Source organism: Nocardioides sp. InS609-2 (assembly GCF_023208195.1).
In the GTDB taxonomy this organism is placed as follows: domain Bacteria; phylum Actinomycetota; class Actinomycetes; order Propionibacteriales; family Nocardioidaceae; genus Nocardioides.
Map to the genome: position 1 here is coordinate 1332082 of NZ_CP060034.1, position 15756 is coordinate 1347837.

General features: G+C 69.3%; 17 protein-coding genes. 2 read left to right on the forward strand and 15 right to left on the reverse strand.

All coding sequences use genetic code 11. The features are described 5' to 3' along the window. Positions 1-65: 65 nt before the first annotated feature. Positions 66-1106 (forward strand): helix-turn-helix transcriptional regulator, encoded by a 1041-nt coding sequence (locus H4Q84_RS07110; protein ID WP_248582699.1) that lies wholly within the window; start codon positions 66-68, stop codon positions 1104-1106. On the opposite strand, the gene H4Q84_RS07115 is transcribed toward H4Q84_RS07110, so the two are convergent. From H4Q84_RS07115 to H4Q84_RS07150, 8 genes are all read right to left on the reverse strand, one after another. After that, positions 1103-1966, reverse strand: a complete 864-nt coding sequence (locus H4Q84_RS07115; protein WP_248582700.1) for an amidohydrolase family protein — start codon at positions 1964-1966, stop codon at positions 1103-1105. The two genes, H4Q84_RS07110 and H4Q84_RS07115, sit on opposite strands and share 4 nt — an antisense overlap. Beyond that, complete coding sequence (gene smpB, locus H4Q84_RS07120; protein ID WP_248582701.1) at positions 1966-2445, reverse strand: SsrA-binding protein SmpB; 480 nt, start codon at positions 2443-2445, stop codon at positions 1966-1968. Before smpB ends, H4Q84_RS07115 begins: the two co-directional genes overlap by 1 nt. A gap of 41 nt (positions 2446-2486) precedes the next feature. After that, positions 2487-3740 (reverse strand): M23 family metallopeptidase, encoded by a 1254-nt coding sequence (locus H4Q84_RS07125; protein WP_248582702.1) that lies wholly within the window; start codon positions 3738-3740, stop codon positions 2487-2489. An 86-nt stretch (positions 3741-3826) separates the two neighbouring features. Further along, entirely contained in the window at positions 3827-4738 is a 912-nt protein-coding gene (ftsX, locus tag H4Q84_RS07130) for a permease-like cell division protein FtsX (protein WP_248582703.1), read from the reverse strand. 17 nt (positions 4739-4755) lie between these two features. Further along, positions 4756-5445 (reverse strand): cell division ATP-binding protein FtsE, encoded by a 690-nt coding sequence (ftsE, locus tag H4Q84_RS07135; protein WP_248582704.1) that lies wholly within the window; start codon positions 5443-5445, stop codon positions 4756-4758. 53 nt (positions 5446-5498) lie between these two features. Then, positions 5499-6614, reverse strand: coding sequence for a peptide chain release factor 2 (gene prfB / locus H4Q84_RS07140; RefSeq protein ID WP_248582705.1), 1116 nt, complete (start codon positions 6612-6614; stop codon positions 5499-5501). 86 nt (positions 6615-6700) lie between these two features. After that, a complete protein-coding gene (locus H4Q84_RS07145) occupies positions 6701-7474 on the reverse strand; it encodes a hypothetical protein (protein WP_248582706.1) in 774 nt (257 codons plus the stop codon). A 267-nt stretch (positions 7475-7741) separates the two neighbouring features. Further along, complete coding sequence (locus H4Q84_RS07150) at positions 7742-9151, reverse strand: IS1380 family transposase (RefSeq protein WP_248579608.1); 1410 nt, start codon at positions 9149-9151, stop codon at positions 7742-7744. A 137-nt stretch (positions 9152-9288) separates the two neighbouring features. Between H4Q84_RS07150 and H4Q84_RS07155 the strand changes: the two genes are divergently transcribed. Continuing rightward, positions 9289-10692, forward strand: coding sequence for a mycothione reductase (locus H4Q84_RS07155; protein ID WP_248582707.1), 1404 nt, complete (start codon positions 9289-9291; stop codon positions 10690-10692). Here the strand turns inward: H4Q84_RS07155 and H4Q84_RS07160 are convergent. From H4Q84_RS07160 to H4Q84_RS07190, 7 genes are read right to left on the reverse strand one after another with little or no spacing between them, the layout of a single operon-like run. After that, entirely contained in the window at positions 10676-11083 is a 408-nt protein-coding gene (locus H4Q84_RS07160) for a Tad domain-containing protein (RefSeq protein ID WP_282580344.1), read from the reverse strand. The genes H4Q84_RS07155 and H4Q84_RS07160 overlap by 17 nt on opposite strands. A 16-nt stretch (positions 11084-11099) precedes the next feature. After that, positions 11100-11645, reverse strand: coding sequence for a hypothetical protein (locus H4Q84_RS07165; RefSeq protein WP_248582709.1), 546 nt, complete (start codon positions 11643-11645; stop codon positions 11100-11102). Next, entirely contained in the window at positions 11642-12043 is a 402-nt protein-coding gene (locus H4Q84_RS07170; protein WP_248582710.1) for a TadE/TadG family type IV pilus assembly protein, read from the reverse strand. The genes H4Q84_RS07165 and H4Q84_RS07170 overlap by 4 nt, the downstream gene beginning before the upstream one ends. Before the next feature lie 2 nt (positions 12044-12045). Then, the gene (locus H4Q84_RS07175) at positions 12046-12258 is read right to left on the reverse strand and encodes a hypothetical protein (protein WP_248582711.1); all 213 of its coding nucleotides are present in this window, start codon (positions 12256-12258) and stop codon (positions 12046-12048) included. A gap of 29 nt (positions 12259-12287) precedes the next feature. Continuing rightward, positions 12288-13229, reverse strand: a complete 942-nt coding sequence (locus tag H4Q84_RS07180) for a type II secretion system F family protein (protein ID WP_248582712.1) — start codon at positions 13227-13229, stop codon at positions 12288-12290. Continuing rightward, on the reverse strand, positions 13226-14083 hold the full coding sequence (locus H4Q84_RS07185; protein ID WP_248582713.1) for a type II secretion system F family protein: 858 nt from the start codon (positions 14081-14083) through the stop codon (positions 13226-13228). The genes H4Q84_RS07180 and H4Q84_RS07185 overlap by 4 nt, the downstream gene beginning before the upstream one ends. Next, positions 14083-15348 carry an ATPase, T2SS/T4P/T4SS family gene (locus H4Q84_RS07190; protein ID WP_248582714.1) on the reverse strand — a complete coding sequence of 422 codons (1266 nt, stop codon included), beginning with the start codon at positions 15346-15348 and terminating at the stop codon, positions 14083-14085. Before H4Q84_RS07190 ends, H4Q84_RS07185 begins: the two co-directional genes overlap by 1 nt. Positions 15349-15756: the final 408 nt, after the last annotated feature.

The following is a 15756-nucleotide window of genomic DNA, read 5'->3' on the forward strand; positions in this document are numbered from 1 at the left end:
GACGCGACGCTAGGACGGCGTCCCGACCGTTCCCATCCCACGGATGTGGGGTCTAGCGTCGGGCCATGACGCGGCCTGATCCGCGCCGGGCGGAGGATGTCGTCCGACGCCTCTGTGACTCGGCGGACGACGCCACCGCGTTGCGGGTGCGCGTCGTCGAGGCGCTGCGCCCGGTGCTCGGCTTCCGCTGGTACGCGTGGGTGCTGACCGACCCCGTCACGACCGTTGGCTCCGCGCCGTACGCCGATGTGCCGAAGCTCGACGGCCTGCCGGGCCTCGTCCGCGCGAAGTACCTCACGCCGGAGCACCGCTGGACGAGCCTGGATGCGCCGGTCCGACTCAGCGCCCTCCCGCAAGACGCGGCCGCGGGATGGCGCACCGCCCTCGCGCCGTACGCCGCGGACGTCGCGTCCGTCGTACACAGTGACCGGCACGGCACCTGGGCCTTCCTCGACCTCTGGCGAGAGGAAGGGAGCTTCGACGACGGCCACCTGGACCTGCTGGAACGGACCCGGGCCCCCTTGGCGAAGGCGCTGCGGCGGTGCCAGGCCAGGACCTTCTCGGAGTTGTCGGCTCCACCCGGTCCTCGCGACGGACCGGGTGTGCTCCTCGTCGACGAAGACCTGCACGTCATCGGCGACACGCAGACGGCCGAGCGCTGGCTGAGCACCCTGCTGCCGCCGTCAGCGGACCGGGCACCTGTGCCGGCGGTGATCCTGAACGTCGCGGCCCAGCTGCTCGCGACCGAGCGGGGCGTCGACGACCATCCGGCCCGGGCCCGTGTCCACCTCGCACACGGCCGGTGGATCACCGCGTGGGCCGCGCGCCTGCACGCCACCGACGGGTCGGCTCCGATCGCCGTGACCATGGAGGAGACCGCACCGCTGGACCGGCTGGAGGTCTTCACCCGCGCGTGTGGGCTTTCCCCTCGGGAGACGACGCTCGTCGGACTGCTGGCCGCCGGACTCGACACGCGCGCGGTCGCCGACCGGATGGGCGTCTCGCCGCACACGGTGCAGGACCACCTGAAGTCCGTCTTCGACCGCACCGGGAGCCGAAGCCGTCGGGAGCTGCTGTCCCGGGCGCTCGGTGTCAGCTCTCCCTAGGCCCGTGGCAGGAGCCGCGACGCGTTGTGCCAGAGCACTCCGCGCAGCCACTCCTCACCGAAGCCCAGCGCCTCCAGCCCGTCGGTCTGGGTGACGTACGGGTAGGGGATGTTCGGGAAGTCGGAGCCGAGCAGCACCTTCTCCCCCAGGTCACGGAGCCGCGGCAGCAGGGCCTCAGGGAACGGCGCACCCACGTCGGCGAAGAAGTCGGTGAACACCATCGTCGTGTCGAGGTGCACGCGGGGATAGCGCTCGGCGAGGGCCAGGAACTCGGCGTACTCCGGCGCGCCGGCGTGGGCGATCACCAGGCACAGAGCGGGATGCCGCTCGAGGAGCGTGGCCACCGGCCCCGGACCTGTGTACGGCGTGGCGACAGGTCCGCTACCGGCGTGCAGCACCACCGGGGTGCCGGCATCGGCGATCAGCCCCCAGGCAGCGTCGAGCAGCGGGTCGGTGACGTCGATGGCGCCGACCTGCACGTGCACCTTCCAGACTTCGACGCCGGCATCCAGTCGCGCCTCGACATAGTCGGTGACCCCCGGCTCGGGGAAGAACGTCGAGCAGCGCAGGGCGCCCGGCGTGCGGGCCGCGAAGCCGAAGGCCCAATCGTTGAGGAACTCCGCCATCGCGGGCTTGTGCGCGTAGGGCAGCGCGGTGAAGTGCTTCACACCGAACGAGCGCAGCGTCTCGACGAGGGCCTCGTCGTCGTCGCGGTATTCGATTGGCCACGGCCGGCCGATGAGCGGCCCGGCCTCGTCGAACTGCGCGCGTACCTTGGCCATCACGCCCGGAGGCAGGAAGTGCGTGTGGATGTCGAAGATCCCCGGCAGCCCGAGCCGGTCGACGATCTCGAGAGTCATCAGTCCGGGATGCCCTTGAGCCGGCGCTGGACCGCCTGTTCCTTCTCGCGGTTGGCCTGCCGCTCGGCCAGCGAGTGCCGCTTGTCGTAGGACTTCTTGCCCTTGGCCAGCGCGATCTCGACCTTGGCGCGCCCGTCCTTGAAGTAGAGGTTGAGCGGGACCAGCGTGTAGCCCTGGTCGCTGAGCTTGCGCTCGATCTTGTGGATCTCGGCCTTGTTGAGGAGCAGCTTCCGCTTGCGGCGGGCGGTGTGGTTGGTCCACGTGCCCTGGGAGTACTCCGGGATGTGCACGCCGTGCAGCCACACCTCGCCGCCGTCGACCTCGGCGAAGCCGTCGACGAGCGACGCGCGGCCGGCCCGCAGCGACTTCACCTCGGTGCCGACCAGGACGAGCCCGGCCTCCCAGGTGTCCTCGATGTGGTAGTCGTGGCGCGCTTTCCTGTTCTGCGCGACCGACTTGGTCCCCTGCTCACGTGCCATGGGCCCATCCTCTCAGGAGGGGCAATCCGGTTTCGAGGAGGTCAGAGCCAGTTGGCCGGATCCACGGCCTTGCCGTTGGCCATCACCGTGAAGTGCAGGTGGCAGCCGGTCGACCAGCCGGTCGAGCCGACGTACCCGATGACCTCGCCGCGCTTGACCTGCTGGCCCTCGACGACGGTGTAGCGAGTGGCGTGGTTGTAGATCGTGGCCAGCCCGACGCCCGCGGCGGCGCCGTTGTCGATGATCATCCGGTTGCCGTAGACGCTGCTCGAGTAGGCCGAGATGACCTTGCCGTCGGCCGCGGCGTAGAGCGGCGAGCCGCACGCGGCGCCGAAGTCGGCGCCGTCGTGCAGGCCGTAGTAGCCGTAGATCGGGTGGATGCGGTAGCCGAAGGGCGAGGTGATGGGTCCCTCGGCCGGCGGGCTGAGGAAGCCGCCGCTGCTGGCCGGCGGGCCCGACTGGGCTTGGGCCCGTGCGGTGGCGCGGGCGCGGCGGAGAGCGGCGGCGGCCCGCTTGCGCAGGAGCTCAGCGATCTGCTCGCCCTCCTTCTTCGCCTCCGTGAGCGCCTTGGCGTCTGCGGCTCGGGCCGCGCTGGCCTCGTTCTCCGCCGTACGACGCTCGCCGACGAGCGCGGCGACGGACTGCTCGGCGGCTGCCGCGTCGGCTTCGAGCTGTTCCATCTCGGTGAGGTGCGCGGCGGCTTCGTCACGCTTGGCCGCCACGGCCTCCTTGGCGGCCTCGACCTGGTTCTCGCGGACGGCGAACAGCACCTTGGCGGCGTGGAGCTCCTGGTAGGCGCGGGTCTCGCGGCCGACGATCGCGTTGCGGGCCTCGTTGGAGCGGGTCAGGTCGGCGGGGGTCTGCGAGTCGAGCAGGGCCGCGAAGGCCAGCAGCTCGGGGTCACCCTGCTCGTAGATCGAGGAGATGGTCGAGGCCACGTGGTCCTGCTGGGTGTGCATGTCGGCGCGCCCGGTGTCGAGGTCCGCACTTGCCTGGGTCAGCGCGGCCTCGGCGTCGGTCAGCTCGATCTGCATCTCGGCGTCGCGCTGCTGGGCCACGGCCACCCTGCCCTGCGCGGTCGCCAGGGCGACCTCGGCGCCGGAGAGCTGGGTGCGGGCGTCCTCGAGCCGGGTCTGCGCCCTGGCCATCCGGCTGCTGGACTCGTCGAGGTCCTTCTTGGCGTGCTCGATGTCGCGCTCGACGGACTTCTGCTTGTCCTTGAGGTCGTCAGCACTCGCGAAGGGGGTAGCCAGCGCGCCGACTGCCAGGGTCGCCACGACAAGCGCAGCGGCCATGCGTCGACGAGCGGTACGGGGGAAGAGACGCACCGGTCTGCCTTTGTGTTCGGGGAAGTGAACACCGCGACCGTAACCGCTGCGGATCAGACTTTGAGGTATTTGCGCGTCAGTACGAGTGTCGGGAGCAACGTGAGCACCGGACCGAGTACGGCAACGGCTGCCAGCGCCACGACGTACTGGTCGGCGCCGATCCATGGGATGAACTTCAGCTGGTCGGTCGCGCGCTCGTGGATGCCGAAGTACATGAAGGCACCCAACGCCCCCGCCGCGAGCGTGACACCGATGAGCGCGGTGACCAGCGCCTCGAGCAGGAACGGCAGCGTGATGTAGAGCGTGGAGGCGCCCACCAGCCGCATGATGCCGATCTCCTTGCGGCGCGCGAAGGCCGCCAGCCGGATGGTGTTGGCGACCAGCAGCAGCGCCGCGATCACCAGCACGATCGAGGTGACGAACGCGCTCACCTGCAGCAGGTTGATGGCGCCGTAGATCGGTTTGAGTGTCTCGCGCATGTCGCGGATGCCCGCTACACCGTCGAGTCCGCGTACGGCGCTGATGATGCCCTCGTACTGCTGGGGATCCTTGAGCTCGATCCACACCGACTCGGGCATGTCCTCGGCCGTCGCGGCCGGGTTGTTGCCCTCGAACTTCTCGGGGCCGAGGAGCTCCTTGACCTTCTCGAACGCCTCTTCCTTCGACTCTGTGTGGAAGCCCGCGACCTCCGGGTTGTCCTCCACCACCGTGGCGATGGCGGCCCGCTGGGCGTCGTTCACCTCAGAGGTGCACGCGGGGTTGTCGTCCTGGGCCTTGCACAGCCAGACGGTGATCTGGAGCTGGCTGCCCCAGTGGTCGGCGGCCTTGGCGGCCTGCTGGTTGAGGAGTACGCCGAGACCGACGAGGGTCAGCGAGACGAAGAGGGTCAGGACCACCGCGATGTGCATCGACAGGTTGCGGCGCAGGCCCTGGCCGAGCTCGGTGAAGACATAGCGAAGCTGCATAAAGGAAGACTCTCGATTCAGTTCTGGAAGCCGTAGGCGCCCTGGGCCTGGTCACGGATGACGTGACCGTCCTCGAGCTCGATGACCCGCTTGCGCATCTGGTCGACGATGCCGGCGTCGTGGGTGGCCATCAGCACGGTGGTGCCGGTGCGGTTGATGCGGTCGAGGAGCTTCATGATCCCGACCGAGGTGGTGGGGTCGAGGTTGCCGGTGGGCTCGTCGGCGATGAGGATCTTGGGCCGGTTGACGAAGGCGCGGGCGATGGCGACGCGCTGCTGCTCACCACCGGAGAGCTCGTCGGGCATCCGCTCCCCCTTGCCGTCCAGGCCGACCATCTCGAGGGTCTCGGGCACCAGCTCGTTGATGTCGCTGCGCGACTTGCCGATCACCTGGAGCGCGAACGCGACGTTCTCGGTGACCGTCTTGTTGCCGAGCAGGCGGAAGTCCTGGAACACGGTGCCGATGTCGCGACGGAGCCGCGGCACCTTCCAGCTGGCGAGGCGGTTGATCTCCTTGCCGGCGACGTAGACGCGCCCGCTGGTGGCGCGGTACTCGCGCAGCACCAGACGCAGGAACGTCGACTTGCCAGACCCCGAGGAACCGACCAGGAAGACGAACTCGCCCTTCTCGACGTCGACCGTCACCTGGTCGAGCGCGGAGTGGGCGTGGCCGGGGTAGGTCTTGGTGACCTTTTCGAAGCGAATCACGTGAATCGAGGTTACGCGAGCATCCTGAGGATTCAGGGATCCTCGCGACGCGCTCAGGCCTCGGCGCGCTCGGCACCCCGGCGCCAGCGGATGCCGGCCTCGATGAACGGATCGATGTCGCCGTCGAAGACCGAGCTGGGGTTGCCGCTCTCGTAGCCGGTGCGCAGGTCCTTGACGATCTGATACGGGTTGAGCACGTAGTTGCGCATCTGGTCACCCCACGACGCCTGTACGTCGCCGCGCATGCCGTCGAGGTGGGCCTTCTCCTCGGCCTTCTTCAGCGCCAGCAGCTTGGCCTTCAGCACCACCATGGCGCTGGCCTTGTTCTGCAGCTGGCTCTTCTCGTTCTGGCAGGAGACGACGGTGCCGGTGGGGATGTGGGTCAGCCGCACCGCGGAGTCGGTGGTGTTGACCGACTGGCCGCCGGGGCCGCCCGACCGGTAGACGTCGGTGCGGATCTCCTCGTCGGGGATGTCGATCTCGTCGGTCTGCTCGAGCACCGGCACCACCTCGACCGCGGCGAAGCTGGTCTGTCGGCGGCCCTGGTTGTCGAAGGGGCTGATGCGCACCAAGCGGTGTGTGCCGGCCTCGACCGACAGCGTGCCGTAGGCGTACGGCGCGTGAATCGCGAACGTCGCCGACTTGAGGCCGGCTTCCTCGGCGTAGGAGGTCTCGTAGACCTCGACGGGGTAGTTGTGCTGCTCGGCCCAGCGTGTGTACATGCGCATCAGCATCTCGGCGAAGTCGGCGGCATCCACTCCCCCGGCGCCCGAGCGGATGCTGACCAGCGCCTCGCGGACGTCGTACTCACCGTTGAGGAGGGTGCGGATCTCGAGGGACTCGACGGACTTCTTGATCCGCAGGAGCTCCCTCTCGGAGTCCTCGAGGGTGGCGGAGTCGCCCTCCTCGGTAGCCATCTCGACCATGATCGCGAGGTCCTCGATGCGGCCGTCGAGTCCGGTGAACTTGTCGAGCTCGCCCTGGAGCGTGGAGAGGCGGCCGGTGACCCTGGTTGCGTTGTCCTGGTTGTCCCAGAGGTCAGGTGCGGCGACCTGCTCGCCGAGGTCGGCGATCTCGGTGCGCATCGCGTCCAGGTCGAGGACCTGACCGATGGTCTTCATGGTCGCCTGAAGCGTCTTGATCTCTGCGTCGAAGTCGGTGCCTGCCACAAGCGGCAACACTACGGGACCGACCGATGCACAGCGCGGTCCGCCCGGGCAGGTCCCCCGACCCTGCCCGGACGGACCCAGACCAGCTACTTCGCGCAGAGCACCCGCGGCGTACCGACGGCGGCGAAGCCCTTGGGGGTGAGGCTCGAGTCGAGGTTGAACCGCAGGCGGTAGACGTTGGTCAGGTCGATCGCAGGATCGGTGATCGTCCCGACGCCCAGCAGTGCCGAGTAGCGGGTCGCACCGTCGGCAACCACCTGCACGCCACCAGTGCTGCCGGTCTCGGAGGTGTCGGTCAGGGCGTACGTCGCCTCCAGCGAGGTGCACAGGCGGCCGATGGTGAACTCGGCGTAGCCGGGCGTGCCCGGCGTGCTCTGGACGATGCTGGAGCTGTAGTCCATGGTCCCGATGGTGGCCAAGGTGACGATCGCCTCGGTGCGCGGCCCGGTGAAGGAGGTCGTGAGGTCCTGCCAGGCATAGACGGTGACCTCCATCGTCTTGCTGTACCCCTTCGCGCGACCGTCGGTGCCGGGCTTGGCGACGCGGTACTCCCGCACGCCACCCTCCTCGGGGTTGTCGGTCACCTTGTAGCTGCCGTTCTTCTTGACGCGCGTCGTGCCGCTCTTGGCCCAGCGCTTCTGCTTCTCCAGGCGCTGCTCGAGCACGACCTTCTGCCCGGCGGCGCTCGGCTTGACCCGGCCGCGGACGACGACCTTGCCCTCCCCCGCGACGATCTTGCTGGTGTTGACCGAGGCGGTCACCTTCCAGGTGACCTTGGCGGCCTTCGCCTCGGCGCTGGTGGCGGGCGCCAGCAGGCCTGCGGCAATGAGTACGGCGGTCACGGCGGCTACGCGTCGCATGGGTGTCTCCCTCGTCTTGGTCGTGGGCTGTCCCCACGAATGCGTCATCTCTGCGATGACATGTCAGCCATGAGATGCACCCGGATGCCATTTGGTTGTGCCGGATCGTGCAAGGCCGGCAGCTAAGCCTCGATCCACCGATGGGCAGGGGCTGAGCGTCCGCGGTCGCTGAGGCGGGGTCTTCGAGTGTGTGGGCGTGGCCGACCGTCTGGCCTCGCTGCCAGGTTGTTCCGGGTTGGTCGTTGTGCCGGTGTCGGCTGGGGGTGGTCAGGTCGTCGGTGCCGGTGGTGGTCCGCAGGCCCGGGTGAACAGGTCGCTCCAGGCGGTCTCCCAGGGCCATCCGGTCGGGAGGTGCAGAGTCACTCTTCGTGCCGAGGAGGCGACCCGGGCGGGCACGGCGATCAGCTTGCGGCGGATGGTCGCGGTGGTGGCTTTGGCGAGTCCCGGGCCGGTGATGGTCGCGGCTGCTCTGGTCAGGTTGAACGCTATGACGGCCAGCACGAGCCAGGCGGCGTTCGCTGCGAACTTTCCCGATGGCAGATGCGCGAGGGCGGAGCCCTTGAGGTCGGAGTGGACCTGTTCGATGATCGCGTGGCCGCGGTGGGTCTTGTCCGCGGCCACCGTGCCGGCCACGGCCGGGTCTGTGGTGGTGAAGAAGGCGTGGAAGCGCCAGGTGTCGAACAACGTCTCCTGACCATTCTTGGCGGACGTGTTGAGGTCGGGGATCCGGCGGACCACGAGCCGTCCGGTGACTTGGTCGGCTTTCTTCTTGGAAGTGAACGCGGTGAACGGAATCTCGGCGACCTCGGCGCGGGAGACCCACGTGTTGGTGGGTTCATCGAAGACGGCGTCGGTGTACTCGATGGTGGTCCAGGCATCGTCACCGATGGTGGCGATCGCCGCCTTGACCTTGGGATCCATTCGCACGGTGACCGAGATGTCGGCGCCACCGCGCAACGCCGCGTTGACCACCTCGGCGCCGTAGAACGCGGAGTCGGCTCGCAGCATCGGGCGCAGATCGGACTTGGCGGGCAGTTTGCTGGTGGTCTTCAACGCGTCGGCGACCAGGCGTTTCGCGCCCCGCGGTGAACCACATGATCCCTTCCGGAGCCGGTGGGCCACGATCACCGGCGCGGACTGGCTCGTGGACACGACAGCGAGCAGCGCGTTGAGCCCACGCACGCCGGAGTAGCCGTAGCCAGAGCCCTGCTTGGCGTGCCCGTGGACCTCGACGATGGTGTCGTCGATGTCGATCATCACCCGCTCGCTGGTGTCAGGTGAGGTCACGATCAGCGGTGCCTGCTCGGCCAGCCCGGCCAAGAACCTCGAGGCGACAGCGTCGAGCTGGCGGACGTGGCCGAAGCTGAACGTGCGCAGGAACGAACCCAGCGTCGAGGGCGCGTAGGCGTTCGTGAACACCCGGCCCATCCCGCCGTGACGGAGCAGCGCCATGTCATCGATGCTGTCCGCGCCGGCGACCATCCCGGCGACCAGCGAGGACACCTTCAACCCCGCGTTCGCGCCCTTGTCGGTCGGCACAGTGAGGTGGGCTTGGGCCAGTTCCTGGAGTCCCGCGGATCGGGCCAGCGCGAGGACCGGGACCAGCCCGGCCGACGACACGAGATTGGGATCATCGAACACTGCCGACGTGGCACGGGGCGTGTGGCAAAGTTGCATCTACGAGATGCCCTTCGTCTTGGTGAGAATTGGGACCCTGAAGAAGTCCGATTTTCCCAGCACGTAAGGGCATTCTCACTTCACGACGCGCTCACAACCTCAAGCTCATCGGTGGATCGAGGCTAAGGTCTTGCCACATGGGCGACCCGAAGCGCTACGACCTGATTGTGATCGGCGCCGGCTCCGGCAACACCGTCGTGGACGACCGCTTCTCGTCGTGGCGGGTGGCGATCATCGAGCGCGCCGCCTACGGCGGCACCTGCCTCAATCGGGGCTGCATCCCGTCGAAGATGTTCGTGGTCCCGGCCGACCGGGCTCGGGAGGCGGCCGACGGCGCCCGCCTCGACGTACGCACGTCGTACGACGGGGTGGGGTGGGCGGCACTGCGCGACCGGGTCTTCGGGCGCACCGACGCGTCGTCGCGCGCTGGCCGCGACGCCCGCGAGGGGCTCGACCACGTCGACACCTTCAAGGGCACCGCCACCTTCACCGGTCCGCACACCCTGCGCGTGGCACTCGAAGGCGGTGATGAGGAGGAGCTGACCGCCGACCGCATCGTGCTCGCGACCGGCAGCCGGCCGGTGGTGCCCGACCTGCCCGGGCTCGCCGACGTCGAGCACCACACCAGCGACACCGTCATGCACCTCGAGGCGCTGCCGCGGACCATCGGCATCCTCGGCGGTGGGTACGTCGGCTGCGAGTTCGCCCACGTCTTCGCGTCGCTCGGGTCGACGGTGGTGCAGATCGAGGCCGAGGACACGCTCCTGGGCAACCAGGACGCCGACGTCGCACGGCTCTTCACCGAGCACGCGTCGCTCCAGTGGGACGTGCGCACCGGCACCACGGTCGAGCGGTTCAGCCAGGACGGCGACGCGATCATGATGCACCTCGACCGTGGCGACCCGGTCACCGTCGACACCCTGCTGGTCTGCGTCGGTCGTCGCCCCAACTCCGACGGACTGGGGCTCGAGGCCGCCGGCATCGAGGTCGACGACAACGACCGGGTCGTCGTCGACGAGCACCAGCACACCTCCGCCGAGAGCGTGTGGGCGCTGGGTGACATTTCCTCCCACCACCCGCTCAAGCACGTCGCCAACCACGAGGCGCGCGTGGTGCAGCACAACCTGCTCCACCCGGCCGACCCGGTCGAGGCCGACCACCGCTACGTCCCCAATGCGGTCTTCACCTCCCCCCAGATCGGAGGCGTCGGGCTCACCGAGGCAGAGGCGCGCGAGCAAGGGATCGATGTCGCGGTGGCCACGAGCACGTACGCCGGCATCGCCTACGGCTGGGCGCTCGAAGCCGACGACGAGGGTTGGTTCTGCAAGCTCGTCGCGGATCGGTCGACCGGACTCCTGGTCGGCGCCCACCTGATCGGCCCCCTGGCAGCGACTCTCGTGCAGCCGCTGATCACCGCCATGTGCCTCGAGCAACCCGTAGCCGGTCTGGCGCGAAGCCAGTACTGGATCCACCCCGCGCCCACCGAGGTCGTGGAGCAGGCCCTGCTCGCCCTGGAGAAGGAGCTCAGCGCAGGACGGTGACCGCCGCGGTGCCGGTGGCCGCGATCTCCGGCTCGTCGGGAGAGCCAGGGATGGTCAGCGGGAGCTTCAGTGGCGCACTCAGCTGCACGGTCACCTTGGCGTCGGTCTCGTTGACGTCGGACGTGGCTCGGATGCCGGGGTACTTCTCGTAGGCGCCGGAGTCCTTCAGGTACGCCGCGACCGCCCGGTCGACCTGGGTCTCCAACTGGTCGAGGCGATCGGCGGGGATGCCCTTCTCGTAGGTGCCTACCGAGCCGAGGTCAGCGCCGCGGAGGGCCGCGCCGTCGGCAAGGGTGTCGAGCCCCTGGCGCTGGAGGTACGCCGCGGAGGCGTCTACGACGACCACGATCCCCATGATCAGGACGAACGCGAGGCCGACGATCAGGGGGATGGTGGAGCCGCGTTCGTCACGGCACCGTCGTCGGGCTCTTGGTCGGGCCGACCGTCGGTGGACCGGTGGGCGGCCCGCTGGGTTCGTCGTCTGGTTCGTCATCAGGATCCTCCTCTCCCCCGTCGGTGCCGGACTCGACGTACTGCCCGATCGGAACCCGGTGGGTGGCCGAGAGGGCGAAGGTCGGCTTGTCGCCGCCGAGCATCTCGGGCAGCAGCGGCAGGTCCACCCCGGACGTCACCGTCACCGTGATGACCGACGTGCCCTGATGGCACGGCGGACGCGGGTTGCACGTCACCTCGAGATGTGGGGTCATGCCGGGAGAGCCCTGGTCTTTCAAAGTCAGCGCTGCCACTGCGTTGGCACGTTGGAGGCCGACCTGGTCGTCGGGCGCCAGCGCGTAGGCGCGACCAGCCGCACGGGCGGCAGCGCTGACGGCGAAGGATCCGCGTTGCACCTCGAACACCGAGAGGATGATCCAGACCAGAGGGATGATCAAGATGATGCCCAGCCAGACGAACTCGACGAGCCCGCTGCCGCGTTCGTCGCGTCGGCGGTTCACGGGACGTCACCCGGCCCCTGCTCGATGATCGCGTTGCCGCTGACCTCGAGCGGTACCCCCGGCCCGCCGAGCCCCAGGGGCGGCACCTCTGCCCGGATGGTCACCTTGAAGGCGGGCGCCCCGTCGACCTCGACCTGCTCGATCTTGATGTCCTTGGCGAACCGTTCGGAAAGGGCACCGTCGATCTGTTCCCTGGCCTTTTGCTGCCCGCCCTCCGGCGTGGCACCCAGGGTCGCGGCGTAGCGCGCGCCCTCGGCGGCGGCGGAGGCCAGGGTGTTGCGCACGTGCAGCACCAGCGCGAGCTGGAGGATGCCGAGGAAGAGCGGCAGCAGGAGGATCAGGACGAAGACGAAGTCGACGACTGCTGCCCCGCGCTGGTCTCGGCGCGGGAAGCGCATCACTACTTCATGCCCACGCTCTGCAGGGCCTGGGTGAGCAGGTTGGTCAGCTGCTCGTCGGCCACGCCCCAGATGACGGCAACGAGGGCTGCGGTCATCACGGTGATCATCACCCAGCCCGGCACGTCGCCGCGCTCGTCGCGCTCGTGCGGCGCTGTGACCGCGGCACGGACGCAGATGTAGCCGCGCAGCAAGGCTGCCGTGAGCTCGTTCATGGTTCCCCCTAGGTGTTCGGTGCGGTGGTTCATGGCGTGGTCAGGTTGAGGCCGATGGCCCCGGGATAGAAGGCGAAGACGATGGTGATCGGGAGCACCAGGAATACGACCGGCGCCATCATGAACACTTCCTTCCGGGCTGCGCTCTCGATCAGCTCGCGGCGGCCGGCCTCGCGTACGTCGGCGGCCTGAGCGTGCAGCACGTCGGCCAGCGGGGTGCCGCGCTCGACGGCCACAGCGACGCCCGTCGCAAACCGGGCCACCAGCGGCAGGCCGGTCGAAGCGGCCATCCCGTCGAAAGCGACGCTCACCGGCTCGCCGGTGCGCACTCTGGCGAGCACGTCGGCGAGATCGGCTGACAGCTCGCCCCTGCTGCGTCGTACGACGCGGTCGAGGGCGGCTACCGGGCTCTCGCCGGCCGCGACCGCCAGCGCGAGCAACTCGGCGATGGTGGGGAACTCGGCGACGATCTGGCGCTCCCGGTTGGTGGCCTGCGCAGACAACCGGTTGTCGCGGGCGATGACGCCGGCCGCAAACCCCAGCGCGCAGATGATCAGCGCCAGCGCCGGGTTGATGCCACCGCCGAGCGCCTTCAACAGTCCGTAAGCGGCGCCGATGCCGAAGCCGATGAGCCCCCATACGACCTGCTCGAGGCGGAACTCGTGGACGGTCTTGTGGATGCGGGCTCGCTGAAGGCGACGCTCGATCGACCGCGCGCCGCCGAGCACCTTCTCGACCAGGTCGGCGGCCGAGCGCATCGGCGGCCCGAAGACACCGGCGGCGGCTGCGGCGGGAGAGGACGACACGACGCGCAGCGCCGGCACCCGGCCGACCTGCGGCAGGTCGCGGACGTAGGGCAGCACCCGCAAGGCCAGCTGGGTGCGGCGGATGACCAGCATGCGCGCCACGACCAGCAACAGCCCGCCTGCGAAAAACCCGCCGAGCACCACGCCCAGCATGCCCGGCGTCATCGAAGGATCCTCTGCTCGACCGGCAACCGCCCGATGCGCATCATCACCGCGTAGGCGAACACGCAGACCGCGCCACCGATGCCGAGCACGATCGCGCCACCGACCGTGGCGTAGCGCCGGATCACCTCACCCTGGAACGACATGAAGAGCAGCACCACCCAGGGCGCCGCGACCGCGAGCCGGGCGCCGTTGACGGTCCAGGCCTGCCGCGACTCGAGCTCGGAACGGGTGCGGGCCTCGTCGCGAAGGTAGCCGGACAGGTTGCGCAGCAGTCGTCCCAGCTCGCCACCGCCGACCTCGCGGGCGATGCGCAGCCCTTCGATGACCCGGTCGCCGACCGGGTCCGCGAGACGTTGCTTGAGCCGCTCGAGGGACTCGTCGAACCGGCCGGTCACCTGGTAGTCCAGCGCGAACTGGTCGAAGTCGGGTCGCAGCGGCTCGGGACCATTGGTCGCCAGCGACGACACCGCCTCGGGCAGCGACAGCCCGGCGCGTACGCCGGAAGCGAGGTTGTCGACCGCGTCGGGCCACACCTCTGCGAACTCGGCCTGGCGCTTGCGCACGCGCGACTTGAGTACGCCGATGGGCAGGTAGCCGGCCATCAGCGCGAAGCACAGGCCCACCGGGGCGGCCCCGCCGGTGACGGCCTGTACGACGACGAAGGCGACCACGGCGAGCACCCCGCACAGCGCCGTGAGGCTCGTCGGCGACACGTCGCCCAGGCCGGCGCGGGCCAGGAGCTGCTCGGCGCGACTGCCGCGCGGATCGGGCACCTTCGGCTGGCGTGGCAGGAAGAACGCCGACCAGATCAGCAGCGCCCCGATGCCGAAGCCCAGGCCGACGAGCGCACCCATCAGCGACCGCCCTCGAGGATGCGGTGCACGTCGATGCCCAGCCGCTCGAAGCGCTCGAGCCGGTGCGGCATGCCCCCGGCCCACCGCAGCTCGCCGTGTGCGCGGTTGAAGATCGACTCGACCTCGATGGTGTCGTTCTCGACCCGGCCGGGCACCGCGACGATCTCGTTGGTGCGGCGTACGCCGGTGGTGTCGATGCCGAGGTGCACGACGATGTCGACCGACGCCGCCACCGTGGGCACCACGAACCGGGCCGAGATGTTCTCGCCGGCCAGCAGCGGCAGCGTGCACATCTTGACCAGCGCCTCGCGGGCGCTGTTGGCGTGCAGGGTGCACATGCCGGGCAGGCCGGCGTTGAGCGCGAGCAGGAGGTCGAGGCACTCCTCGGCCCGAACCTCGCCGACGATCACGCGACTCGGTCGCATCCGCAGGGCTTCCTTGATCAGGTCACGCAGCACGACCTCGCCGGTGCCCTCGAGGCCGGCTTGGCGGGTTTGCATGGGCACCCAGTCGGGGTGCGGGAACCGGAGCTCGAAGACCTCCTCGGCGCTGATCACCCGGTCACCGCCCGGGATGGCCGCGGCCAGGCAGTTAAGCATTGTCGTCTTGCCTGCCTGCGTCCCACCCGCGACCAGGATGTTGAGGCCCGCGCGCACGCACGCGTCGAGGAACGCAGCGGCCGACGGGGTGAGGCTGCCGAGCTCGACGAGCTGGCTGAGCTGCGCGGCCTGGATCCGGAACTTGCGGATGTTGACGGCCGAGAAGCCACGACTGATGCCTTCGAGTACGACGTGGAGCCGGTGCCCTTCGGGCAGCATCGCGTCGACGAACGGCTGGCTGATGTCGATGCGTCGTCCGCTCGTCTTGAGCATCCGCTCGACGAGCTCGCGGACCATCGCCGGGGCCAGCACCAGGTTGGTGAGCTCGTGCCGGCCGTTGCGCGCGACGAAGACCCGGCTCGGGTCGTTGATCCACACCTCCTCGACACTCGGGTCGTCGAGGAACGGCTGCAGCGGACCGAACCCGGCGACCCGGGCGACCAGCTCGCCGACGACCGCGTCGGCATCGGGCACCGGGGCGACCGCGCCGGTCAGTGACCGCTCGTCGTGGTCGCGGACCACGCGCTCGGCAATGCGGCGTACGAGCTGGGCGTCGCGCTGTGGGTCGACCCCGTCGCTGCGGACGATCGAACGCACTTCGCCGTCGAGCTGTTCGATCAGGTCGACGTGCGCGCCATGCCCCGCACCGGCGTGCGTCAAAGTCATTGAGGGCCCCTGTCCCGAGTGAGGTTCCTCCGTCAAATTACGCGAATGTCGCGCTCGGCGACACCGGGCGACGGCCGCCTGTGGATAACTTTTACCTTGGCGAGACGCCGCTCAGGTCGAGCGTCCGCACTCTTTGCGGCAACACCGGTCGGCCGGAGCGACGTGAGTTCCGCGTACAGCACCGCAGCGCGCGCTGGTCGTACGCGTGGCACCGCTGCCGTGCACTGACCGTGGGGCGTCGCGGTAGTCGTAACCAACGACGGTTCTGGTATCCCCGGGGCGCGCCGAAAGGCTGTACGACCCGTGGTCAACGGCGTGGTGTAGGCGTTCGCGACTGCAGAAGGTCGCCGGCGGTCCACGCTCGTTGACGGTGTTGGGCACAAGCGCTGAGACATACCCGCGGTCGTG

Bases quoted from the DNA above. Each gene is read 5' to 3' on its own strand.
- H4Q84_RS07110 (WP_248582699.1), top strand. From the start codon at position 66: ATGACGCGGCCTGATCCGCGCCGGGCGGAGGATGTCGTCCGACGCCTC.
- H4Q84_RS07115 (WP_248582700.1), bottom strand. From the start codon at position 1,966: ATGACTCTCGAGATCGTCGACCGGCTCGGGCTGCCGGGGATCTTCGAC.
- smpB (WP_248582701.1), bottom strand. From the start codon at position 2,445: ATGGCACGTGAGCAGGGGACCAAGTCGGTCGCGCAGAACAGGAAAGCG.
- H4Q84_RS07125 (WP_248582702.1), bottom strand. From the start codon at position 3,740: ATGGCCGCTGCGCTTGTCGTGGCGACCCTGGCAGTCGGCGCGCTGGCT.
- ftsX (WP_248582703.1), bottom strand. From the start codon at position 4,738: ATGCAGCTTCGCTATGTCTTCACCGAGCTCGGCCAGGGCCTGCGCCGC.
- H4Q84_RS07145 (WP_248582706.1), bottom strand. From the start codon at position 7,474: ATGCGACGCGTAGCCGCCGTGACCGCCGTACTCATTGCCGCAGGCCTG.
- H4Q84_RS07150 (WP_248579608.1), bottom strand. From the start codon at position 9,151: ATGCAACTTTGCCACACGCCCCGTGCCACGTCGGCAGTGTTCGATGAT.
- H4Q84_RS07155 (WP_248582707.1), top strand. From the start codon at position 9,289: ATGGGCGACCCGAAGCGCTACGACCTGATTGTGATCGGCGCCGGCTCC.
- H4Q84_RS07170 (WP_248582710.1), bottom strand. From the start codon at position 12,043: ATGCGCTTCCCGCGCCGAGACCAGCGCGGGGCAGCAGTCGTCGACTTC.
- H4Q84_RS07175 (WP_248582711.1), bottom strand. From the start codon at position 12,258: ATGAACGAGCTCACGGCAGCCTTGCTGCGCGGCTACATCTGCGTCCGT.
- H4Q84_RS07180 (WP_248582712.1), bottom strand. From the start codon at position 13,229: ATGACGCCGGGCATGCTGGGCGTGGTGCTCGGCGGGTTTTTCGCAGGC.
- H4Q84_RS07185 (WP_248582713.1), bottom strand. From the start codon at position 14,083: ATGGGTGCGCTCGTCGGCCTGGGCTTCGGCATCGGGGCGCTGCTGATC.
- H4Q84_RS07190 (WP_248582714.1), bottom strand. From the start codon at position 15,348: ATGACTTTGACGCACGCCGGTGCGGGGCATGGCGCGCACGTCGACCTG.